This window comes from Denitrobacterium detoxificans, from assembly GCF_001643775.1.
GTDB lineage: Bacteria > Actinomycetota > Coriobacteriia > Coriobacteriales > Eggerthellaceae > Denitrobacterium > Denitrobacterium detoxificans.
Genome location: NZ_CP011402.1, coordinates 1,196,070 through 1,216,427, shown reverse-complemented (window position 1 = coordinate 1,216,427; position 20,358 = coordinate 1,196,070). Strand labels below are relative to the sequence as shown.

Below are 20,358 nucleotides of genomic sequence, written 5' to 3'. Positions count from 1 at the left end.
GCGAAACGAGCAATTCACTAACATGAGCAAACCAAACGAGTCTTCCCCGCTATCCACGTTCGTCGCGAACGTGGCGTCCATTCTATGCTGCGTTTGCCTTGCGGCAACATACCTGTTCACAGGCTATGCTGCCTGCGCAGCACAACCCACAACACGACTGCTGGCCCAAAACACGTGTAGCGCCGACGCTTCGCCCTACACCTACGACCAGCTCGTGCAGCTTGCCGTTGCCACGCGTGACTACACGGTCGAAGGCCACGACGGTCTGCTTTCCGATGCCAAGGAGCTGCTCGCCTCGCGCGTGGTGAGCGCCGCACAAGAAGCAAGCAGCGAGGGGTCGCAGAAGGCGTCCGCATGGACGCGGGTGACGAACTCCGTCAACCTGAACAGCGAAGACGATAGCCTGCAAACCATGTACGCCATGGCAAGCGTATCCGACGCGTACGGGCTCGACGAAGACGCCATGAGCCATCTGGAAGATTGCAACGCGCTCATCACCAAGGCGGTACCCGTATTCATGGGCATAGCCATCGTTGCGCTCATCCTTGCCGTCATGCTGCGCAACAACAAGAAACTGCTAGGACGTGCGCTCAGCTGGGGCGGAACTCTCGTGCTCACGCCTCTGTTCTTCTGCGGCATCTGGTCCATCTACAATTTCGACGCCTTCTTCGCCTTCTTCCACGAAGTGCTCTTTCCCCAAGGGAATTGGACGTTCTCGGCAAATAGCTTGCTTATCAGCATGCTTCCCGAGGGATTTTGGATGGGCATGGGCGCCCTGTGGTTGGCTGTCACGGCAACCGCATGTATCATTTCGATTGTTCTCGGCGGCCGCATGAAGAGGCATGCCGCATAACTCCGTTATATCGCCGCGCCATTCGCGGCATAGCATATGAAGGAAGGCACTATGACAGCATCAGAAGTACGCGTACGTTTCGCACCAAGCCCCACCGGCAAGCTCCACATCGGTGGCGCCCGCACGGCCATCTACAACTGGGCCTTTGCGCGTGCGATGGGCGGAACGTTCGTGCTTCGCATCGAAGACACCGACCCCACGCGCTCCACCGAGGAAAACACCCAGATCATCCTGCGCGCCATGCGCTGGCTGGGCCTGGATTGGGACGAAGGCCCCGAAGCGGGCGGTGAATATGGCCCCTACACGCAAACGGAACGCCTGGACACGTATCGCGAAGCGCTCGAGAAGCTGAAGGCGGAAGGCAAAGTCTACCCCTGCTTCTGCTCGAAGGAAGAGCTCGACGCCAAGCGCGCTGCCGCAGAGCAGAACGGCCAGGCGTACTGCGGATACGACCGCACCTGCCGCGATATCGACCCCGAAGAGGCTCAGCGCCGTATCGATGCAGGCGAAGAGCACGTATGGCGCCTGAAGGTCCCCGCCGACCACGGCCCCATCGAATTCGAGGATGCCGTATACGGCCCCATGCAGTTCCCCGCCGACGTCATGGACGATCTCATCCTGGTGCGCTCCGACGGTAGCCCCACGTACAACTTCGCCGTAGTTTGCGACGATGCCAACATGCGCATCACGCACGTCATCCGCGGCGACGATCACCTGTCGAACACCCCGCGTCAGATTCTCATCTACGAAGCCCTGGGCTATCCCACGCCCACCTTCGCGCATCTGTCGATGATCCTGGGCGGCGACGGCAAGAAGCTCTCGAAGCGCCATGGCGCAACGAGCGTGGAAGAATACCGCGACCGCGGCTACCTGCCCGACACCATGGTGAACTTCCTGGCGCTTCTGGGCTGGAGCCTCGACGGCGAAACCACCATCATTCCGCGCGACGTGCTCTGCCGCGAGTTCTCGCTCGAACGCATCACGAAGAAGGATGCCGTATTCGACGAGACGAAGCTGAACTGGATGAACGGCCAGTACATCCAGCATATGGGCGCAAGCGAATGGCTGAAGGCAGCCCGCTCCTGGCTGGTGCAGGCTGGTGCCACCGAAGCCGATATCGACGCCGACCCCGAGCGCTTCATGAAGATGTACGCGCTTGTCGCCGAGCGCCTGCAGCGCTTCGACGAACTGCCCGAAAAGCTTGCCTACCTGTTCTGGGGCCCCGAAGTCACGCTCAACGAAAAGAGCGTGAAGAAGGTGCTGCTGAAGGAAGGCGCTCGCGCCGAGGAAGCGCTGCGCGCCGCTCGCGACATAATTGCCGACGAGTCCATCGCCTGGGAATGTGACCCGCTGCAGGATACCGTTCGCGGCCTGTGCGAGAAGCTCGACATGAAGGCGAAGTTCGTCTTCCAGCCCATCCGCGTTGCCGTCTGCGGCAACATGGTTTCGCCCCCGCTCTTCGAAAGCGTGGAGCTCATGGACCGCGCCGACGTGGTCGCCCGTATCGACACAACCTTGAAAGAAGTCTTCGGTGCATAAGCTCGTTGTCGTAAACGAATACTGCACGCGCCAGGCAGGCTCAGATTGCGCACGCTGCGGGCATGCATGCCCGCATGGAGCAATCAGCCTGCCCGAAGGCAACGCCGCGCCCGTCGTAGACCACGACGTCTGCAATGGATGCGGCATTTGCTTTGGCGTATGCGACGCGTTCGCCAGCACGCATCTCACCATGAACGACTTGCACGCACGCATTCGCCGCATCGCCACGAGCGGACGCAGGGCATACCTTACGTGCAAGGAGAATATCTTTCCCGACCTGCACATCGACACGAACGTCGTGGTGCTTCCCTGCCTTTCCATGGTTCCACCCGAGCTATGGACGCTACTCATGGCCGAAAAGATTAGGCTCACCATCGCCTGCGACCTGAAGTACTGCGAAGACTGCGATCGCGCAGGCGAAATAGGCGGCGAGCTCTTCCCCCGCGCCATCGAGATTGCCGAACAGCGCACGGGAGAAAACGTCCTGTTCAGCTATAGGATTCCCGAAAGCCAGAAGCTAATCGAGAAGTACACCGACGAGGAAGACCCCACAGACCGCCGCGCCGCGTTCACCGGCCTGCTTTCCGATGTAGGGGAAATCGCCAGCGGCAAACGTCGCCTGCGAAACTCCGAGGTGCTGCAAGACTATTACGCAAAGCGGGAACGTGCCCGCGCCGTGGCACGCCTGAACCTCTCCGAGAATAGCCCCTTTGCGGATTTCACGCCCGAAGGACGCCAGAAGCATACGCTCTTCCCACGTCAGAAGATGCTGTTGGAAGCAGTGGAGCGTCGGCACGATATCGCCGCCGAGATTCCCGTGGGCATATCAAAGACCGACTTCGAATACTGCACGGGTGCCGGAGCATGCGTTGCCGCCTGCCCCACGGGCGCTCGGTCGCTCGACCAGGAAACGGGCAAGCCCGAAGTCGACCCCATGTACTGCGTAGGGTGCGGCGCATGCATGAACGCATGCGAGCAAGGCGCGGTGTTCATCGACGAAGCCACGGCGGAAATCTACCTCGACGAGCTCGAGAAGGCATCCGAAGAATCCGCTGAAGCGAAAGCGAAGAAGGAAAAGCACAAGCACGGCCTACGCCTAGGACACAAGGAGTAGCAATGGAACACGATGCGTATCTGGAAACCGTCCGCTCCTACTTCGCAGACGACCTGTTCGCGATGAAAACGTCGGGGATACGCATCGTAGATGCAGAGCCGGGAAGCTCGGTTGTAGCGGTAACGGTAGACGAGCGACATCACAACGCCAAGGGCGGCGTCATGGGCGGTCTTTACCTCACGATGGCCGATTTCGCGAGTGCCATTGCCGATTGGGACGAGAACGAGATCAACATGACCGTGTCCAGTTCGATGCAATTCACTGATATGCCAAGGGGAAACGAGCTCATTGCCACATGCTCGGCGAAACGCCGCGGTCGCACGATGGGCTTCTACGATATCGATATTTGCGACAGCGAAGGACGCCTGGTGGCACACGGATCGTACTCGCTCATGCATCGGCCGCTGCCTGCCAATTAAGCGCTCATCAACGCATACGTAAAAAGGGCTCCCATGGCTGGGAGCCCTTTGCTATGGAACGTAACTAGCGACCAGCTAAATGCGAAATAACCTCAGCTTCGGGCTTCGTCGCGAAGAACGATGTGGGATGATCGGTGGAAACCGACTTGGCAATGCTCAGCCGATCGCCCGTGCGATACAACTCGCCAATGCAATAGACGGGCGAATTGAGTGGGATGACATCCTCTACCAGGCGATAACCGGAAATGGAACTCTGCTGTTGCTGAGGCTGAGCGTATTGCGGCAGCTTATCCTGCCCCATCTGTGACAAGACAGTACCCAGGGCAATGCCCCCAATAAGCGTGCCAATGTCAGAGCCGTAGTCGTGATGGCCATGCGGCATGGACGCGCCGCCCAGAAAGTCATTGAAGCCGCTGGACAAATCGCTGAATGACAAATCGAGATCGATATCGCCCAGATCGAAATCGAAGCCCGGAGGGGTAAGCCCGAAGACAGCCGACGAAGGCGCAACGGAGCCACCGTGGTCTGCCTGGCCAAACGTGCGGGAGAATTCCGAATCGGGGCGCTCCACGTGGTCCTTCGAATTCACCAGGAGGACGTTCTCGCCGAAGGAAGCGACGTCGATGTAGACCCGATCGTCGCTGCTGCCATCGGAAAACCAGACGGGGTCGATGGATCGTTCGTGCGCAACGAGCGTTTCGTAGTGCTGACCAGCGCGATTCTCGAGTCGATAGCAACGAACGTCGTAATAGGCGACCTTGCGCTTGCTATACGGGGCAATGACCCCACCTTCCGACTGAGACGAACCAACGAGCTCGCAGTAATGACGATACGAAGGCGAAGCGATGCGCAGCTCGTCGAGCACGGAAACGGCATCGACGACGCGCGACGTCTGCATGCTCTTCATGTCCTGCGACATGGTGCTATGGGTTTGGTGCACGCTGGTGGGCGAAACGCTAGGCGTCTCCTTCTTCCCCGCCGTGGATTGCCGGATGTAGCCAAACGAAACGACGAAACCGGCAACGATGAGGAAGATGAGGGCGATGGCGATCGTAGATAGGCTCATGCTACATGCCCAGCTTGGCCTTGAGCGCGGCCATTTCGGCATCGACATCGGCAGCATGCTGCAGCTTGGCGAACTCGTCTTCCGTAGGGTCGACGTTCATGCCATTGAGCTCGGTAAAGGCCTCGGCGGTAGCTTCCTTCTGCGCAACCTTCTGCTCGAGCTTATCGAGCTTGGAGAATGCGGAGGTAGAAGAAGCTGCGCCAACGGCCGTGGCAACGCCCTGCTGAGCGTCGGCCATGCGCGAGCGAGCAATGAGAATATCCTGACGAGCACGAGCCTCGTCGAGCTTCTGCTTGAGGACCTTCACCTGATCCTTCAGCTTGTCAACCTGAGCAGAGAGTGCATCGTACTGCTGCTGCATTTCGGCGATCTGACGATCGACGCCAACCTTGGAATCGAGGGCGCGACGCGCAAGTTCCTCGTTGCCACTCTTCAGAGCAAGCTCGGCCTTCTGCTGCCAATCGGCGGAAGCACGCTTCGCTTCTTCAAGCTGGCGAGCGGCAAGCTTCTGTGAACCCATGGCCTGGCCAAGCGCCTCGGTAGCAGAATCGACCTGTTCGCTCATTTCGATGATGATCTGCTTGACCATCTTCTCGGGGTCCTCTGCCTTGTCGAGCATATCGTTGATGTTCGCCTTCAAGATGTCGGTAATGCGCTGGAAGATGGCCATGATAATCCTTTCGATAGAATTAAGGGGCGCGTTTTCGCGTGGGGACATTGTAGCATTTCCCCAGGCAACAGGCTTGTTCGTAACCGACCCGAAATGGAAAAGCCCAGCGGGAGCCGGCACAATAAACCAGCGGGTGTACTAAGCGCGACGCTGACCTCTCAAATCACGCAAAAGCGCATACACAGCATCAAGCAAGGCAACGTCATCGGAAAGCGCGAAGTACTTCATGGGAACCTGGAGCTTGCTCGTCTGCGTAACGTAGCGCGCCTTCGCGCGACGAAGCGAAAGCCACAGATCGCCTTCGGGCTTGGGGACCGGTTCCACGTTGAGCTTGCCGCCCACCACCGAGACCGTCTTCACGTGCATGTCGTTCGCTAGCGCCTTCACGCGCGCCTTCATGAAGAAGTTGATGGTCGCTTGCGGCATGTCGGGGTGACGCTTGCGCGTCTGCTCCTCGAGCTCGTCGACGACTTCCACTTCCTCGGCAAACGCCGCCTTGCGATACAGCATCACGCGTTCGTCGGCATCGGGGATGTATTCCTCGGGAATATACGTATGAGCGGGCACGTTGACGGTGATGTCAGAAAGGGCGGCCGGCAGAAGATCGCTCTTCTCCACCCTGCCTTCGCGCGTGGCGTTCACCGCCTCGGCAAGCATCTGGGCAAACAAGTCGAAGCCGACGGCGCTCATATTGCCGCTCTGTTCGGCGCCAAGCAAACTACCCGCACCGCGAATCTCAAGGTCGCGCATGGCGACGCGCATGCCACTGCCAAGCTCCTGATGCTCGTTAATCGCCTCGAGGCGCGCCGTGGCCTCTTCGGTAAGCGTCATATGCTCGGGGAACATGAAGTAGGCATAGGCTTGGAGGTTGCTACGCCCAACCCTGCCCTTGAGCTGGTACATCTGAGCCAAGCCAAGACGCTGAGAATCCTCGATGACGAGGGTGTTCGTATGAGGGTTGTCAATGCCGCTCTCGATGATGGTCGTAGCCACGAGAACATCGATTTCCGCGGCAGCGAAATCCTCCATGACGCTTTCGAGCTGCTCCTTGGTAAGCTTGCCGTGGGCAACTCCCACGCGCGCCTCGGGAGCGGCCTGAGCTACGCGTGCCACGGCATCATCGAGGCCGCGCACGCGGTTGCTCACGTAATACACCTGGCCACCGCGGGCCATTTCACGTCGAATGGCGTCGCTGACCACATCGGGGTCCCACTCGCCCACATGCACCTCAACGGGGCGACGATCGTCAGGCGGCGTAAGAATGAGGCTCATGTCGCGCACGCCGGAAAGCGACATCTGCATGGTGCGCGGAATCGGCGTAGCCGAGAGCGTGAGCACGTCGATGCTCTCGCGAAGGTTCTTCAGCTGCTCCTTGTGCCCCACGCCAAAACGCTGCTCCTCGTCGATGATGACCAAGCCCAGATCGTAAGGGTTCACGTCGCGAGAGAGCAGACGATGCGTGCCCACGAGCACCTGCACCGAGCCATCGGCGAATCCTGCGAGAGCCGCCTTCTGCTGTGCGGGCGTGCGGAATCGAGAAAGCACTTCTACCGTAACGCCATATGCGTCGAAGCGGTCTTTGAACGTGGTGTAATGCTGCTGTGCCAAAATGGTTGTGGGGCAAAGCACCATTACCTGCTTTTTGTCCTGCGTCGCCTTGAATGCGGCACGTAGGGCGACTTCCGTCTTGCCAAAGCCCACGTCGCCACACACGAGCCTATCCATGGGGCGCGCCGACTGCATATCCGCCTTCACGTCGGCGATAGCCGCAAGCTGATCAGGCGTTTCCTGATACGGGAAATCGCTCTCCATCTCGCGCATCCAAGGAGTATCGGCAGAATAGCGATATCCCTGCGTAGCCGCACGACGCGTATAGACATCCACCAGATCGAAGGCAAGCTTCTTGCTCGCCTTGCGCGCGCGATTGAGCGCCCGCGACCAATCGCTCGTGTTCAGACGCGTCAAGCGCGGGCTGCTACCCTCGGGGCCCACGTAGCGGGTAACGCGGTCGAGCTGCTCCACGGGAACGTAGAGCTTGTCGTCTTCAGCGTATTCCAACAGCAGGTAGTCGCGCAGGACGCCACCGACCTCCTGACGCACGAGCTCCTTGAACAAGGCGACGCCATGCGCCGAATGCACGACATAATCGCCCGGCTTAAAGGGAAACGTGACTTCGGTGATGTCGATGCGCCTATGCGTACGCAACGAACCAGCGCCCTGAGTATCGGCAATGCTCACCAGGGCAAGCTTCGCCTTGGGGATAATCAGCCCCAGCGGGATGTCCACGTCCACCACGTTCACCACGCCACGCTTCAGGCGCTCGACGTTGGCATCATCGGCATCAAGCGTCTCCACGATGGGAATGCCCCTATCCACCAGGGCAAGTTTCATATCCTGCCTGGCCCGGAAATTGGGCACGCTAAAAACGACCGTGAAATCGGCATTCGACAAGCTCATGAGCTTGCCAAAGAGCTTTTCCGAATTCCCCGCCACATCGGTTCGCTTCACGGGAAGCTGTGCATCAAGCTCTTGGCCAATACGCATGATTGACTGATACGTGCATCGCTGGTTTGAGCCGAAATCGAGCTTTGCTGCAGGGCAATACAACCCATCAGGGGAAATAGACGAACCTTGCGCACGGGCGAGAATATCGTCATAGGCATGCAGGGCGTCATCGATAAGCGAACGCGGTTCAATGAGCACCGTCAGGCACGTCGCATCGAGAAACGCACCGAGCGTATCGGTCCGATCATAGAGGTACGGCAGCAACGCCGCCGATTGGGCGTCGGTAACACCACCCTCGAGCTTGTCGAGCAATTCGCGCAGCACCGGGTTGGTCTTCGCGGGATTCAGAAGCGCCTTCCGGGCTCGAGCAATGGCACGATTGCTGGGAGCATATTCGCGAATGGGGAAAATGCGAACATCCTCCAACGTGGCAATGGTCTGCCCCGTAGATGGCACGATACGACGAATCTCGTCTATCTCATCACCAAAGAAGTCGATTCGAACAGGAAAGGAGAGATTCCCCGGATACACGTCAATGGTGCCACCATGCACGGCATACGTGCCAGGCCCCTCCAAATCGCCTGTATTAACATAGCCAGCCGTTTCCAACGCGAGCGGGAAGCTCTCAAACGTCGCAGACTCGTCACGCAGAAATGCCGAAGCCTCGGCACCCACCGAAAGCTCGATGGGCTCGTAAAAGGGATTTCCCGCCGGAGGCATCTTTCGAAGAAGCGAACGCGCGGAGGCGACAACGATGCATTCGCGTCCATGCGCAAGCGACCAGAGCGATTCCATCCGCTGGGCCACTTTGCGCGCATCCGCCTCCTTTTCGCCGAAGGGATAATCGTCGCGCTCGCGAAAGCGAAGCACGCGTTCTTCCCCGACGTATGCGCCAAGGTTGCGAGCGAAGTCGTCGGCAGCCTCCTCCCCGGCAATGATGACGAGCGTTGGCTGTGGCGTGCGCGCGAAGCGGGAAGCCACCATGAAGGGCCTGGCAGAAGAGGCTATGCCCAGAGCCGCATCTTCGCCCGAATCGAGCTTGCCCCAGAACTGCTGCATATCTTCGCAACGGGAAAGCGGATGTACGAGTGCGTCAATGAGCATAGATGCGCCTTTCGACTAACCTGAAAAAGCCGCATATGCGGCAAGCCCATTATATCGTGGACGGCGATTAATGCCCGACACCCCGCAAAGCCCATAGAGCCGTCGTACAATAAACCTATGGAACTGCGGAAAGGATGGCCATGCCACGCGAGACAATGGCAGCGAAACGCGAACGCGCAAAGCTCATCGAGGAGCGCATGCATGAGCGCTACGGCGACGGAGAATGTTCACTCGATTACGAAACCCCATTTCAACTGGTTGTCGCCGTGGTGCTTTCCGCCCAATGCACCGATGCGGCCGTGAATAGGGTAACGCCCGCCCTCTTCGAGAAATACCCCACACCTGCAGCCCTTGGAGCCGCTTCCATCGAAAGCGTCGAGGAAATCATTCACTCGCTGGGGTTCTTCCGCTCCAAAGCGAAGCACCTCGTGCAACTGGGAAGGATTCTAGCCTCCGAATTCGACAGCATCGTGCCCAACGACATGGACCAACTGCAGAAGCTCCCCGGCGTCGGACGAAAAACGGCCAACGTGGTCATGTGCGAGGCGTTTCGCAACCCCCAAGGCATAGCCGTTGACACGCACGTCTACAGAATCGCTCACCGACTGAAGCTGGCAGGACCTTCGGCCGATACGCCCGAAAAGACCGAACGCGCGCTCATGCGCGTATACGAGCAACCCGATTGGCTGTTCATCAACCATCAGTGGGTGCACTTTGGCAGGGAATACTGCCGCGCGCGCAACCCGCTCTGCGCGGATTGCCCCGTATGCGACCTCTGCCCCAGCTGCGAGGCGTAACCGCTACGCAGAAACGCTCGTATGATGCCAGCCTGGGGCAACCTGCTGGCCCGTTTCGCGCAGTCGAATGACCTGCCCCACGCGAACGAGTTCGGCAAGAACGCAATCAACCAGGTCATTAAGCTTTTCTGACACGCGGGGAGTGAGGCCGACGGTCAACTCGGCAGGCTCGGCGTTAGCCACCTGCATACCCAGACACACGCCCTGGGCCTGGTAGCCCAACAGCTTGGCCGTCTCGAACAGATCGGATAGCTTCAGGTCGTGAAGAGACTGCGCCCCAAACGGACGCGGAGCCATATCATCGGGCTCGAAGCGGAAGATGGTACCCGGTTCGCCGCCTGTTCCATCAAGGGCGTCAACGGTAATGATCAGGTCGAACGCCTGGACGGCATTCAGATAATCCATGCTCATGCAGCCAACGTCAAACAACTCCACATCGGAAGAGAACTCGTACGCGGACAATTCGTCGTACACGGCAGGCCCAATGCCATCATCAAGCATGAGCTTGTTACCAACGCAAAACACGGCAATCTTCATGGCAAACCTTACAGAGACACTTTCACGACGACGTTGTAATAGGTAGCCAACGCAAGCAGAATGCACCCCGCAACCACGGAAGCCACCGCCCAGATGCGTTCGCGGCGAAGATACTCGCTCTTACGCATGCCCTTATGCTCCAAGGCGCGATGCAGGGCGGCAGGCTGAGCCAGTCGCGCAAAGGCGAAGGTAAAGGCAGTGAGCAGCAGAAGAACAACGACGGCAGCCACAACGGCAAGCGGACTGCTCTCCCCCACGCCCGAGACAGATGCATAGGCGTAGTAGAACAACGAGTCAGCAAGCGCCCAAATGGGATAGAACACGATCGTCCACCACATGCCATGGGCGGGACCCCAAATGGGCGGCAGAAACAAGGCCCCCAGATTCAAAACGGGCACGCCCTTGAGCAGCGCACGTTCGCGCTCCACCTGCTCGTCGGTAAGGCCCTCGTATTCGCTCATGGCAAACCCCATATCTTCGCGTCGTAACCTAGAAGACAGCATATCAGCCGCCTGGAAAAAGAAGGGAGCCCGAAGGCCCCCTTCAAGAAAGAATCCAGGAAGGAAATCCTAGACGGTGTGATCCTCGCCCGAGATATCGTGAACGTTGATATCGTAGGTAAGGCCACCATGCTCCTTGCGAGCGAACATGAGCTTCATGAGCGGCTTGCCACCTTCGATGACGGCCATGTACACATGGATAATCATGAAGATGATGAAAACGAACATCATGAAGTAGTGAATGATGCGAACGCTCATAAGGCCACCCATGGCTGCAGTGCCAGCAGCGAAGATGGGCATGTCAGCCGTAACCGACCACAGGCAGAAGCCCGTATAGCCCATGAACAGGATGAGCAGAGGAATGAGGTCGTACGCCATCTTCTGCAGCGGGTTGAACTTACCCGAGAACGGATGGTCCTTCTGGATGAACAGGTAGAACTTGATCCACGGGATGAGCTGACCCTTGTTGTCGGCCTGCGGAAGGAAGGACTTGATGTCCTTAACCTTCTGACGCGTGCCGCCAACGGGAGCGGAATCCAGCACGAACGCCAGGATAACGCGCACGATGCAGTTCACAACCAGCACGATGCCGCAGAAGATATGCACGCCGCGGCAAATGCCCATGATGGCGGGCAGGTACGGGAAGTGAATGATGAAGCCACTGAGAATGAGCAGAATCATCGAAATGAGGTTCACGTAGTGCGTGATGACGAACGGCAGCGGATGTGCGTCCTTGTAGTGTGCGAGTTCGGCCATCTTACTTCACCCCCCAAGGGCTCGTAACCGTCTTGAAGGTCTTGCCCGTCTTGGGCTCCGTGATGTGCACTGCGCAAGCGGTGCAGGGGTCGAAACTGTGAACGGTACGCAGCACGTTGATGGGCTTTTCCATGTCGCCCACGGGAACGCCGATGCAGGCCTGCTCCATGGGACCGGGAACGCCGTCGGCATCGTGCGGAGCGATGTTCCACGTCGTGGGAATGATGATCTGGTAATCGGTGATCTTGCCGTTGGAGACCTTTTCCGTGTGGTAGAGAGCACCACGCGGAGCCTCCCAGAAGCCCGTACCCTGGCCAGTCGTGGTGGAAGGCGTGCGGAAGTACTCCGAGTCGCCACCCTTCACGGCCTCGATAAGCTCCTGGACCCATTCCTTCATGAGGCCAGCGATGTAGAGCGTCTCGATCTGGCGAGCAGCCGTACGGCCAAGCGTGGACTGCAGGATTTCCAGCTGACCCGGAACGCCCAGCGTTTCCAGCAGGCCGTCGATCTGGTCGACGATGAAGCTGACATTGCGCTTGTAGGCAACGAGCAGACGGGAGAACGAACCGGCTTCCATGCACTGACCATCGTACGAAGGAGCCTTGCACCAGGTGTAACGATCATCGGTGTTGTATTCCGTGAACTCGGGTTCGGTAACGCCCTCAAGCGGGTTGAGGTCGGAATCGCCCTTGTACCAGGAATGGCCAACGTATTCCTTGATCTTGGACTCGTCGACGTCGGAAAGCTTCAGACCGTCGCCCAGAACGCCAGCGGGCAGGTAGCGCTTGTTCATATCGAAGCTTGCATCTTCGAAAACGCCCCATGCCACGTAGCGACCGCAGCCCTTGCCGAAGTTGAATGCGTCGGCGTAATAGGGAGCAATGGCCAGCGTGTCGGGAATCATGGTTGCCTTGACCCAGTCGTACACCTCGTTGACGAGGGACCACAGGTCGTCGAGCTTCTCCTCGGTGGGATAGAACATCGTGCCACCAGGCGTGCTCGTCATGATGTGCGGCATCTTGCCGCCCAGCAGCGCGGCGATCTCGGAAGCCTTCGACTGCATGGTGAGGGCTTCGAGGTAATGCGCGGTGCAAATGAGGTCGAGCTCGGCGGGCAGCTTGTAGCCCTGCGAGTTCTCGGAATCGAACCAGTTGCCGCTGAAGATGGACAGCTGCTTGTTCTCCGCGAACGTGGTAAGGCGCTCTTGCAGGGCCTTGAAGTCGGTGTTCGTGGAAGTGCCGGCAGCGGTGGCCAGATCCCAGGCATCGGCCGGGTTGGCTTCCAGAGCATGCAGCGGGTTCACGTAGTCGAGGGCAGCCAGGTTGTAGAACCACAGGATGTGGCTATGCAGGAACTGGGCACCTTCGACGAGGTTGCGAATGATGCGGGCGTTGTTCGAAATGGTGATGCCATATGCCTTCTCGGCGGCAAGCGTGGAAGCATGCGCGTGAGAGACAGGGCAAACGCCGCAGATGCGCTGCACGATCATTGCAGCATCTTCGGGAGCGCGATCGCGCACAACCAGCTCCATGCCGCGGAAGCAGCCGCCGGAGACCCATGCATCGGTAACGACGCCGTCTTCGACTTCCATTTCCACACGCAGGTGACCCTCGATACGGGTAATCGGGTCGATTACTGTACGTGCCATGTTTTAGTTGCCCCCTTTCCTATTCTTGAGCTCTTCAACTTTCGCCTGGTAATCGGCTTCCATCTTCTGCTGGAATTCCTCGGCGGAAAGCGTAGTAGTGGTGCCATCGGCGTTGAGGATGGTCTTCTCCTGGTCGTAGTCGGCGCCCGACGTACCGGGACGCTTAGCGTCGACGGCGCGCTTGGCCTCAAACTTGACCTTGCCCTTCATGCGGCCAGAAGCCTTGATGCCGAAGCCGTGAACGGCAATACCGGCGGCCACGATGGCGGTAAGGCCAACCGCGATGGTTTCGGGCTGCACCATCCAGTCGCCAATGCGCAGGTCGCGATGACGCTTGAAGAACGGCGTGTTAACCTCGACCCAGTTATCGCCGGGATCGTTCGGGTTCGCCTCGCAGCAACCGATGCAGGGAGCGCCAGCTTCCACGCACCAGCTACGACGATGGTTGTAGCGAACAACACCGCAATTGGACTTCGTCTGAGGACCGCGGCAACCCACGGCGTACAGGCAGTAGCCCTTCTTCTCCTCTTCGCTGCCGAACTGGTAAACGAATTCACCGTTCTCGAAGTGGCCACGACGCTGGCAATTGTCGTGAATGGTCTGGTTAAAGATGACCGCAGGCTTGTTTTCCGCATTCAGTTCCGGAAGAACCTTCAGAAGGACAACGTCGACCAGGATGGCAACGAGCCATTCGGGATTCGGCGGACAACCAGGCACGTTGATGACGGGCGTGTCGATGCCGACTTCCTTCAGGTACTTCTGGACGCCCGTGGCGCCAACCTCGGCGCTCACCGCGGAATGAGCCGCCATCCAGCCACCATTCGTGGCGCAGGAACCCAGGGCGACAACGGCATTGGCGTTCTTGGCTGCCTCGACCAAATGCTCGGTACCAGGCTTATCAGCCACGCGCAGGGCCTGGCCGTCCCAGCCTTCGAGCACGGCACCCTCGTAAACGAGAATGTAGTTGCCGGCCTCGATGGTCTGCTCCTTGGCTTCTTCCATGGAGTAACCAGCAGCAGCCGAAAGCGTTTCGCTGTAGTTCAGCGAAATGAGCTCGAGCACTACCGTAGCGGGATCGGGCTCGTCAATCTGAGCGAAAGCCTCGGTACAACCCGTGCAGGACGCACCTTCGATCCAGATAACCGGATAGAGGTTACCTTCCTTTGCGCCAATCACGGACTGTTCGAGAGCCGAAGCGACTTGCGCTACCGTAAGCGAAGATACGCCCGCGGCGGCCGCCACTGCACCGCAGAGTTTCATAAAGCTACGACGCGTAACCCCACGCGCCTCTAGCATCTTCTCCAACTCCGAGTATGTGGCCTCTTTCTCCATGTGCACACCTCCTTGCAATAACTATTCGTCTGCACAAACCGTGCATATTTTGTCACCAATTAAGGGATATCTCTCATATTGATATGCCAAATGCGCTTATTAAGGAATAAAAGGCACAAATATGTTAACAAATGAATTCGCCGTAACAATTGCTACGGGTATGGAGGGATTGCATCTGAAACAGCAGAATATTCGAAGCTACCGAAGCATGCGGGCGCAGAACACCGCACGCACATTCGAATAAGCGCACGAGGGGTATTCTACGACGCGCGAAGAATATACGAAGAAGAAAACAGATAGACGGCAAAAGGGCCAGCCCTACTGGACTGGCCCCGAATCGCTAAAGAGAGATTCTAGTAATTCATGGAACGAAGCTCGAAGTACGCCTTCGGATGATTGCAGACGGGGCAAACATCGGGCGGATTCTTGCCAATGTGGATATGTCCGCAGTTGTTGCACTTCCACGCATAGAGGCCATCGCGCTCGAAGACCTCGCCCGCATTGATGCGCTCAATGAGCTTGCGATAGCGCTCTTCATGCTCCTTTTCAATGGCGCCCACGCCGTCGAAAAGCTCGGCCAGGGAATCGAAGCCCTCGGCACGGGCCGTCTCGGCGAATTCGGCGTACATGTCGGTCCACTCGTAGTTTTCGCCATCGGCAGCGTCGGCCAGGTTGGTGAGCGTATCGGGCACGCCGCCATCGTGAAGCGCCTTGAACCAGAGCTTGGCGTGCTCTTTCTCGTTCTTGGACGTCTCGAGGAAGATGTTCTGAATCTGGACGTAGCCGTCCTTCTTCGCCTGGCTGGCGTAATACTGATACTTGGTGTGAGCCTGCGATTCGCCGGCAAAGGCGGTCATGAGGTTCTTTTCGGTCTGAGACCCCTTCAATTCCATGTGCATTCCCTTCTCTTACGTGCACCCACCTGCCCTTATAGTAATATGCAGAATTATAAGAAATTTCGTCACATGCGGCAATATACGCTTCGTCGCGTCATATACGCAATCGCCATCTGGGTAAATCCTGTTCGGGATTTTGCAAAACGGTGCACGAATGGTGCATGACAACTTTTCCGTTTCCCTCTTGTGTCACCGTTGGTGACGTGATATAATTAAGCCATCGACGGAGGCAAGGGGCCTCCGCAAGACCCAAGGGAGTTGATTCGAATGACTACCACGAAGTACTACCTCCACCGCGACCACGGCAACTGGTTTGACAGCGTTGATTTCGATACGCTGGAAGAGGTCGTCGATTACCTCAACAACACGTCGCGCGACGAAGTGGCGCGCGTGCGCGCATGCGACACGCCTTGCACTCTCGAAGAGTGGGGCATCGACGAATACGGTGACGACGTCGAGCTTAAGGTCGAGCCCGTTGACATCTCGCACATCCTCCACCGCGTATGGACGTACCAGGGGCAGGTGCTCGACATGGACACCATCGCCCACTACATGGACCGCGACTTGGCCGAGGACCTGCACTTCGAGCTTGCCCCTTGCGAGCCGCAGGACTTCTACGAGGAATACTGCAGGCGTCATAAGGAACGCTTCGACGAAGAGTTCAGGATTGACTAGGCACTGTAGAGACGAGGAGGGGCTTCGGCCCCTCCCCACGTCAGGAGGAATCATGAACGCAAGGGAAATCGAAAACAGGCAGGAGCGCTGGCGCTTGCTTGGCATTCTCAATGAAAAAATGTCCAAGCGCATCGAGCGCAAGGATATTGCAACCTACTACGATATGGTCGCGTATTGCCAGCAGCAGAAAGAGCAGGATGGCTTTTGCTGGCACTGCTCTGCCTGCTCTGGCGCAAGCTATGCCAATTCGGCACAGGCCGAAAGGGCTTGCCCCGATGGCATGACCGCATTTCAGGGCGGTTGCGGTTTGTTCTTCGTAAGGATGGAGGAATAGCATGGAAGGAAACAAGGCGGAATTCCGCGCACGGCGCGAGATGGTGGGCATGAGCCAGCAGATGCTGGCCGACAAGCTGGGCGTGGCGCTGCGATCCGTGAAGCGCTGGGAGAATCCCACGTATCCCTGGCAGCCGCCCGAGGACGCCTGGGACGTCATCGACGAGGCATGCGAGATGCAGGCGCAGGTGGTCGACGCGGCAGTATCTAAGGCGCTCGACAGCGGAGCTGACGAAATCAGCCTGACCTACTGGCGCGACGCAGCCCACTACGCGCAGGGGCATGGCGGGGATGGCTCGGGCTGGCAGATGGCGAACGCCAACTCGCGCATGATAGCCGCCGTACTCGAATGGCAGGGCATCGATGTGAGCTTCGGCTTCCAGGGACTTGCGGCCATGGGCGCGGATTTCCAGCCCGGGGACTAATTGATTTCGATTTGCCCCTTGTGTCACCATTGGTGACGTGATATAATGGGTACATCGACGGAGGCAAGGGGCCTCCGCAAGACCTAAGGGGAGTTGATTCGAATGAAGGTAGCAATTGCGCGTGAGACCGTAAACCTGGAAGGCCATATGATCAACCGGGGCCGCAAGTTCTATCTGCGCAGCACCCACCGTGAGCGGCACGGAATCAAATACGTCAAGCTCTGCAACCAGCCCACGAATTTTAGCAGCATCGGCGACTTCGGCCTCGACATCGTAATGCGCTTCTTCGACATCGTGGACGAATAGCCCACCAAACGCAAGAGGAGCCTCCCCCCAATGACGGGGAGGCTCCTCTTTGTTTTTCACCTAGGCGAGACGAATCGCGCGGAGCTGCGAGCTGCAGCCCGAGCGCGCGACGGAGCTCGAGTATCGCACGTACACCTCGGTCGACGCGTCGAGGGCCACGATGTAGCTCGACGTCAGCTGAGTCCACCACGACTTGGCATGCCAGATGCGCTGATGCGACCCAGACCAGCCGCCAGACGCCGTGCCGAACGAGATCTGGTTGTTCGAGTCGGACGCGCCCACGCTCCCAAGCGTCGCGCTGCCCCACAGCAGCCACGTGCCCGCGGCGAGTGTCAGGTGAGCTCCGAGCGTCTCCGTGTCAATGCCAGCGGCGGTCGACTGACCGCTCGAAGTTGCCGTGAGCAACGAACCCAGGATTGCCGGACATGGATTGAGGAGGGTGTAGCTCATGCCACCACCCCGTTCGCATCGTGGCCTATGCCAACGCGATCTCCACGTCCACGAGGTAGCAGCAGCCCTCCTGCAGGTTGTTCGGCGAGGGGTAGGAGAATTGCACGAGCACGTTTCCACCCACCATAGACCAGCTGGCGTAGGACAGGGCTTGCCACCCCCCCGCGCTGCTGTACACGCGCGGCGAGCTTCCGACCGTCACGCTCGACGGCGTGCGGGACGAGGGCAGCATGACGATTAAGGCCCATCCGCCGACGGCCATTGCGTAGTACCAGCCGCTTACGCTCGGTAGCGCAGGAGGCTCGTTGAGCAGGGTGTAGCTCATTCAGCACCCCCCCCCCGCGCCTAGCTCGCAACGTAGACGAACTGCCCCCAAACGTATTGGTCGGTGATGGCGGTGGAATTCGACCCAATGAGCACGGTCCCCTCGGTCGTCGCCTGTATCCACAAGTCGTGAGCTGGGATGGATTCGATGCAGCCCGTGCACGTCATGGCGGGAATGGCATCCGATGGCAAGGTGGCTATTTGGGTGTTGCTCCACTTCGCCAGCGTGGCCTGGTACCAGAGCGACACGATGCACAGTTTCCCGTAGCGAGAGAAGTACACGCCCGGCGCGAGCTCTTGCGATGCCACGGCGGAGGGCTGGCTGAGCAGGGTGTAGCTCATTCAGCACCCCCCCCCCCGCGAGGAAATTACGCTATCGCATACGAGATGCTGCCGTACGCGGCCGCAGAGTAACCCTGCGAGAAAATCTGCACGGCACCCGCCGTGGTGACGCGCATGTACGGCGCCCAGTCGGTCGAGTATGCCTTGTTGATGTAGATGGGCGCGATTACGAGCGCAGGCGGAGCCCATCCGCTGGGGAGCGTGCCGATTACGGGATTCGGGGCCGACGAGGCCACGGTCGAGGAGCCGACGATGGTCACCATCTTCCCCTGCTTGTACGCGGTCCAGCCGTTGCCGAAGTCGTGCGACTCCAGGACGCTGCCTGGGTTCAGGAGAGTGAGGGCCATTCAGCGACCCCCCCCCGAATCGAATTACGAGGTAGGTCATTCTTGCCTCCTTACGCGTGGAAGGCCACGCCCTCGTACTGCCAGCCTGCGGAGATAAGGGAATCCTTCTCGCCATCATTGGCGGTGAACATGTGGTCCCCGCCGTTGGGGTTGTACAGGCGGTGCACATCCGCACCTTCGGGCGCGGTGAAGAACGGCACGCCCTCGTACGTCCAACCTGCCTTGTAGAGCGTGTTCGCCTCATCCAGGGAGGCGGTGAGCAGGTGGTCGCCCGTGCGGCCGTTGTACATGCGGTAGACGGGCACCGTGCCGCCAGCTGGCGCGACCCATGCCACGCCCTCCGCCTTCCAACCGGACGAGATGAGGGCGTCTCGCTCCTCTGCCTGGCAGAACAGGTGGTCACCGCTCTTGGGCTCGTACATTCGGTACACATCGCCGCCGTCGTTGCTCACGGCTGCGATGGGTGCCGCGTTCATGCAGCGCGCCACGAAGTCCTGCATGTTTATGCCGGCGAACACCGCCTGCGTGATTTCCTCTGGGGTCACTTCGTCCTCCTCTTCCTCGTGGGATTCATCGTCGTAATCGACGTCGAACAATTTGAGCAGCCGCGTCCATCCCTGGCGCGGCATGGCATAGTGCACGGAGTTTCGGGCGGAGCCGTCCAGGGCGTAGTAGTAGCCCTCGACCTCGCTCACGATGCCGATATGGCCCGGCATCCAGAATGCCCAGCCGATGTAGTATTCCCAGTTGTCCCAAACCTTGGACACGGGAAGGTCCTCCGTTGCGCTAACGCGGAACCCCGAGCTGCCGCGCAGCACGCCGCAGCCCTTGGTGATGAGGCCGCTGCAGTCGCAGCAGAGCTGGCCCGCCTTCGAATCGTCAGACCACCAGACGCAATCGCTGCCGTATTGGTCGCGGAGAGCGTCAATCTGGGCGGCGCTATACGTGACGAACTCGCCGTTCCTGGGCTTGGCCCCGTAGATGTATTTCACGCCACGGGCAACGGCCTCGCGGCCCGCGGCTATCATGTCCCAGCGTGTGGCCATCGCGCCTCCTTTCAGTGGGTCGATTCGTAGTCCGACCAGTTCTCATGGGGCTCCTGGGCCTCGAACTGTGTCAGCTCTTCCTCGGTGGGCTGCTCGCCCCTCTGGTCTTCGGTCTTTTCCTCTTCGTCCATGGCAACCGCCTCGCTATTTGTCCTTGAGCTCGTCGAGCTTCTTCTGTGCTTCCTGCGCGGCCTGCGTGAAGTTGTGGTTCTTCCAGCAGCCGTAGAGCGTTGCCGCGATGAGCAGCACCAGGTACACGGCGGACGCCACCGTGCTCGGGTCTGCCGCGATTCCGACTGCCGCGAGCACGTCCACCAGGACGAGCACCAGCGCCGAGATAACGGCCTTTGCGGTCTCCTTGTTGATTTCCATGG

Annotated in this window: 24 protein-coding genes; 9 read left to right on the top strand and 15 right to left on the bottom strand. The window is 59.1% G+C overall.

Annotated elements, in window-relative coordinates; all coding sequences use genetic code 11:
- The first annotated feature begins 22 nt into the window (after positions 1-22).
- From AAY81_RS05145 to AAY81_RS05130, 4 genes are read left to right on the top strand one after another with little or no spacing between them, the layout of a single operon-like run.
- A complete protein-coding gene (locus AAY81_RS05145) occupies positions 23-853 on the top strand; it encodes a lipoprotein intramolecular transacylase Lit (RefSeq protein ID WP_066662230.1) in 831 nt (276 codons plus the stop codon).
- 51 nt (positions 854-904) lie between these two features.
- The gene (gene gltX, locus AAY81_RS05140) at positions 905-2,392 is read left to right on the top strand and encodes a glutamate--tRNA ligase (protein WP_066662227.1); all 1,488 of its coding nucleotides are present in this window, start codon (positions 905-907) and stop codon (positions 2,390-2,392) included.
- Positions 2,385-3,506 carry a 4Fe-4S binding protein gene (locus tag AAY81_RS05135; protein ID WP_066662224.1) on the top strand — a complete coding sequence of 374 codons (1,122 nt, stop codon included), beginning with the start codon at positions 2,385-2,387 and terminating at the stop codon, positions 3,504-3,506. The genes gltX and AAY81_RS05135 overlap by 8 nt, the downstream gene beginning before the upstream one ends.
- Before the next feature lie 2 nt (positions 3,507-3,508).
- Entirely contained in the window at positions 3,509-3,925 is a 417-nt protein-coding gene (locus AAY81_RS05130) for a PaaI family thioesterase (RefSeq protein WP_066662216.1), read from the top strand.
- A 64-nt stretch (positions 3,926-3,989) separates the two neighbouring features.
- Here AAY81_RS05130 and AAY81_RS05125 read toward each other — a convergent pair whose 3' ends face one another.
- The 3 genes from AAY81_RS05125 to mfd form a co-directional block, all read right to left on the bottom strand.
- Complete coding sequence (locus tag AAY81_RS05125; RefSeq protein ID WP_066662212.1) at positions 3,990-4,991, bottom strand: hypothetical protein; 1,002 nt, start codon at positions 4,989-4,991, stop codon at positions 3,990-3,992.
- 1 nt (position 4,992) lies between these two features.
- Complete coding sequence (locus AAY81_RS05120) at positions 4,993-5,661, bottom strand: PspA/IM30 family protein (protein ID WP_066662209.1); 669 nt, start codon at positions 5,659-5,661, stop codon at positions 4,993-4,995.
- Between the two features lie 138 nt (positions 5,662-5,799).
- Positions 5,800-9,270, bottom strand: coding sequence for a transcription-repair coupling factor (gene mfd, locus AAY81_RS05115; protein ID WP_066662207.1), 3,471 nt, complete (start codon positions 9,268-9,270; stop codon positions 5,800-5,802).
- A 155-nt stretch (positions 9,271-9,425) separates the two neighbouring features.
- Here mfd and nth point away from each other — a divergent pair, with 155 nt between their 5' ends.
- A complete protein-coding gene (gene nth, locus AAY81_RS05110; RefSeq protein ID WP_338030606.1) occupies positions 9,426-10,067 on the top strand; it encodes an endonuclease III in 642 nt (213 codons plus the stop codon).
- A gap of 3 nt (positions 10,068-10,070) precedes the next feature.
- Here nth and AAY81_RS05105 read toward each other — a convergent pair whose 3' ends face one another.
- The 6 genes from AAY81_RS05105 to rbr form a co-directional block, all read right to left on the bottom strand.
- On the bottom strand, positions 10,071-10,604 hold the full coding sequence (locus tag AAY81_RS05105; protein WP_066662203.1) for a hydrogenase maturation protease: 534 nt from the start codon (positions 10,602-10,604) through the stop codon (positions 10,071-10,073).
- 8 nt (positions 10,605-10,612) lie between these two features.
- Positions 10,613-11,065 (bottom strand): viscotoxin-A3, encoded by a 453-nt coding sequence (locus AAY81_RS05100; RefSeq protein WP_066664975.1) that lies wholly within the window; start codon positions 11,063-11,065, stop codon positions 10,613-10,615.
- 108 nt (positions 11,066-11,173) lie between these two features.
- Positions 11,174-11,860 carry a cytochrome b/b6 domain-containing protein gene (locus tag AAY81_RS05095; RefSeq protein ID WP_066662201.1) on the bottom strand — a complete coding sequence of 229 codons (687 nt, stop codon included), beginning with the start codon at positions 11,858-11,860 and terminating at the stop codon, positions 11,174-11,176.
- Position 11,861: 1 nt separating this feature from the next.
- Positions 11,862-13,508 carry a nickel-dependent hydrogenase large subunit gene (locus tag AAY81_RS05090; protein WP_066662198.1) on the bottom strand — a complete coding sequence of 549 codons (1,647 nt, stop codon included), beginning with the start codon at positions 13,506-13,508 and terminating at the stop codon, positions 11,862-11,864.
- Positions 13,509-13,511: 3 nt separating this feature from the next.
- Complete coding sequence (locus tag AAY81_RS05085) at positions 13,512-14,840, bottom strand: hydrogenase small subunit (RefSeq protein WP_066662197.1); 1,329 nt, start codon at positions 14,838-14,840, stop codon at positions 13,512-13,514.
- 353 nt (positions 14,841-15,193) lie between these two features.
- Positions 15,194-15,733: a rubrerythrin gene (gene rbr / locus AAY81_RS05080; protein WP_066662195.1), complete on the bottom strand. Its 540-nt coding sequence runs from the start codon at positions 15,731-15,733 to the stop codon at positions 15,194-15,196.
- A 270-nt stretch (positions 15,734-16,003) separates the two neighbouring features.
- Here rbr and AAY81_RS05075 point away from each other — a divergent pair, with 270 nt between their 5' ends.
- The 4 genes from AAY81_RS05075 (at position 16,004) to AAY81_RS05060 (ending at position 17,475) form a co-directional block, all read left to right on the top strand.
- On the top strand, positions 16,004-16,411 hold the full coding sequence (locus tag AAY81_RS05075; RefSeq protein ID WP_066662193.1) for a hypothetical protein: 408 nt from the start codon (positions 16,004-16,006) through the stop codon (positions 16,409-16,411).
- Positions 16,412-16,463: 52 nt separating this feature from the next.
- A complete protein-coding gene (locus tag AAY81_RS05070; RefSeq protein ID WP_066662191.1) occupies positions 16,464-16,745 on the top strand; it encodes a hypothetical protein in 282 nt (93 codons plus the stop codon).
- Between the two features lies 1 nt (position 16,746).
- Positions 16,747-17,169 carry a helix-turn-helix domain-containing protein gene (locus tag AAY81_RS05065; RefSeq protein WP_066662189.1) on the top strand — a complete coding sequence of 141 codons (423 nt, stop codon included), beginning with the start codon at positions 16,747-16,749 and terminating at the stop codon, positions 17,167-17,169.
- Between the two features lie 102 nt (positions 17,170-17,271).
- A complete protein-coding gene (locus AAY81_RS05060; protein WP_066662186.1) occupies positions 17,272-17,475 on the top strand; it encodes a hypothetical protein in 204 nt (67 codons plus the stop codon).
- Between the two features lie 60 nt (positions 17,476-17,535).
- On the opposite strand, the gene AAY81_RS05055 is transcribed toward AAY81_RS05060, so the two are convergent.
- The 6 genes from AAY81_RS05055 to AAY81_RS05030 all read right to left on the bottom strand — a co-directional run bounded on the left by AAY81_RS05055 (position 17,536) and on the right by AAY81_RS05030 (position 20,356).
- Positions 17,536-17,925: a hypothetical protein gene (locus tag AAY81_RS05055; protein WP_066662184.1), complete on the bottom strand. Its 390-nt coding sequence runs from the start codon at positions 17,923-17,925 to the stop codon at positions 17,536-17,538.
- A gap of 25 nt (positions 17,926-17,950) precedes the next feature.
- A complete protein-coding gene (locus AAY81_RS05050) occupies positions 17,951-18,250 on the bottom strand; it encodes a hypothetical protein (RefSeq protein ID WP_066662182.1) in 300 nt (99 codons plus the stop codon).
- Between the two features lie 20 nt (positions 18,251-18,270).
- Positions 18,271-18,591 carry a hypothetical protein gene (locus AAY81_RS05045; protein WP_066662178.1) on the bottom strand — a complete coding sequence of 107 codons (321 nt, stop codon included), beginning with the start codon at positions 18,589-18,591 and terminating at the stop codon, positions 18,271-18,273.
- 26 nt (positions 18,592-18,617) lie between these two features.
- Positions 18,618-18,938, bottom strand: a complete 321-nt coding sequence (locus AAY81_RS05040; RefSeq protein WP_066662157.1) for a hypothetical protein — start codon at positions 18,936-18,938, stop codon at positions 18,618-18,620.
- 50 nt (positions 18,939-18,988) lie between these two features.
- Entirely contained in the window at positions 18,989-19,984 is a 996-nt protein-coding gene (locus tag AAY81_RS05035; RefSeq protein WP_066662146.1) for a hypothetical protein, read from the bottom strand.
- A gap of 144 nt (positions 19,985-20,128) precedes the next feature.
- Positions 20,129-20,356 carry a phage holin gene (locus AAY81_RS05030; protein WP_066662143.1) on the bottom strand — a complete coding sequence of 76 codons (228 nt, stop codon included), beginning with the start codon at positions 20,354-20,356 and terminating at the stop codon, positions 20,129-20,131.
- Positions 20,357-20,358 lie beyond the last annotated feature (2 nt).

Coding starts and splice junctions, on each gene's coding strand:
- AAY81_RS05145 (WP_066662230.1), top strand. CDS start 23: ATGAGCAAACCAAACGAGTCTTCCCCGCTATCCACGTTCGTCGCGAAC.
- gltX (WP_066662227.1), top strand. CDS start 905: ATGACAGCATCAGAAGTACGCGTACGTTTCGCACCAAGCCCCACCGGC.
- AAY81_RS05130 (WP_066662216.1), top strand. CDS start 3,509: ATGGAACACGATGCGTATCTGGAAACCGTCCGCTCCTACTTCGCAGAC.
- AAY81_RS05125 (WP_066662212.1), bottom strand. CDS start 4,991: ATGAGCCTATCTACGATCGCCATCGCCCTCATCTTCCTCATCGTTGCC.
- AAY81_RS05120 (WP_066662209.1), bottom strand. CDS start 5,661: ATGGCCATCTTCCAGCGCATTACCGACATCTTGAAGGCGAACATCAAC.
- mfd (WP_066662207.1), bottom strand. CDS start 9,270: ATGCTCATTGACGCACTCGTACATCCGCTTTCCCGTTGCGAAGATATG.
- nth (WP_338030606.1), top strand. CDS start 9,426: ATGGCAGCGAAACGCGAACGCGCAAAGCTCATCGAGGAGCGCATGCAT.
- AAY81_RS05105 (WP_066662203.1), bottom strand. CDS start 10,604: ATGAAGATTGCCGTGTTTTGCGTTGGTAACAAGCTCATGCTTGATGAT.
- AAY81_RS05100 (WP_066664975.1), bottom strand. CDS start 11,065: ATGAGCGAATACGAGGGCCTTACCGACGAGCAGGTGGAGCGCGAACGT.
- AAY81_RS05095 (WP_066662201.1), bottom strand. CDS start 11,860: ATGGCCGAACTCGCACACTACAAGGACGCACATCCGCTGCCGTTCGTC.
- AAY81_RS05090 (WP_066662198.1), bottom strand. CDS start 13,508: ATGGCACGTACAGTAATCGACCCGATTACCCGTATCGAGGGTCACCTG.
- AAY81_RS05085 (WP_066662197.1), bottom strand. CDS start 14,840: ATGGAGAAAGAGGCCACATACTCGGAGTTGGAGAAGATGCTAGAGGCG.
- rbr (WP_066662195.1), bottom strand. CDS start 15,733: ATGGAATTGAAGGGGTCTCAGACCGAAAAGAACCTCATGACCGCCTTT.
- AAY81_RS05075 (WP_066662193.1), top strand. CDS start 16,004: ATGACTACCACGAAGTACTACCTCCACCGCGACCACGGCAACTGGTTT.
- AAY81_RS05070 (WP_066662191.1), top strand. CDS start 16,464: ATGAACGCAAGGGAAATCGAAAACAGGCAGGAGCGCTGGCGCTTGCTT.
- AAY81_RS05065 (WP_066662189.1), top strand. CDS start 16,747: ATGGAAGGAAACAAGGCGGAATTCCGCGCACGGCGCGAGATGGTGGGC.
- AAY81_RS05060 (WP_066662186.1), top strand. CDS start 17,272: ATGAAGGTAGCAATTGCGCGTGAGACCGTAAACCTGGAAGGCCATATG.
- AAY81_RS05055 (WP_066662184.1), bottom strand. CDS start 17,925: ATGAGCTACACCCTCCTCAATCCATGTCCGGCAATCCTGGGTTCGTTG.
- AAY81_RS05050 (WP_066662182.1), bottom strand. CDS start 18,250: ATGAGCTACACCCTGCTCAACGAGCCTCCTGCGCTACCGAGCGTAAGC.
- AAY81_RS05045 (WP_066662178.1), bottom strand. CDS start 18,591: ATGAGCTACACCCTGCTCAGCCAGCCCTCCGCCGTGGCATCGCAAGAG.
- AAY81_RS05040 (WP_066662157.1), bottom strand. CDS start 18,938: ATGGCCCTCACTCTCCTGAACCCAGGCAGCGTCCTGGAGTCGCACGAC.
- AAY81_RS05035 (WP_066662146.1), bottom strand. CDS start 19,984: ATGGCCACACGCTGGGACATGATAGCCGCGGGCCGCGAGGCCGTTGCC.
- AAY81_RS05030 (WP_066662143.1), bottom strand. CDS start 20,356: ATGGAAATCAACAAGGAGACCGCAAAGGCCGTTATCTCGGCGCTGGTG.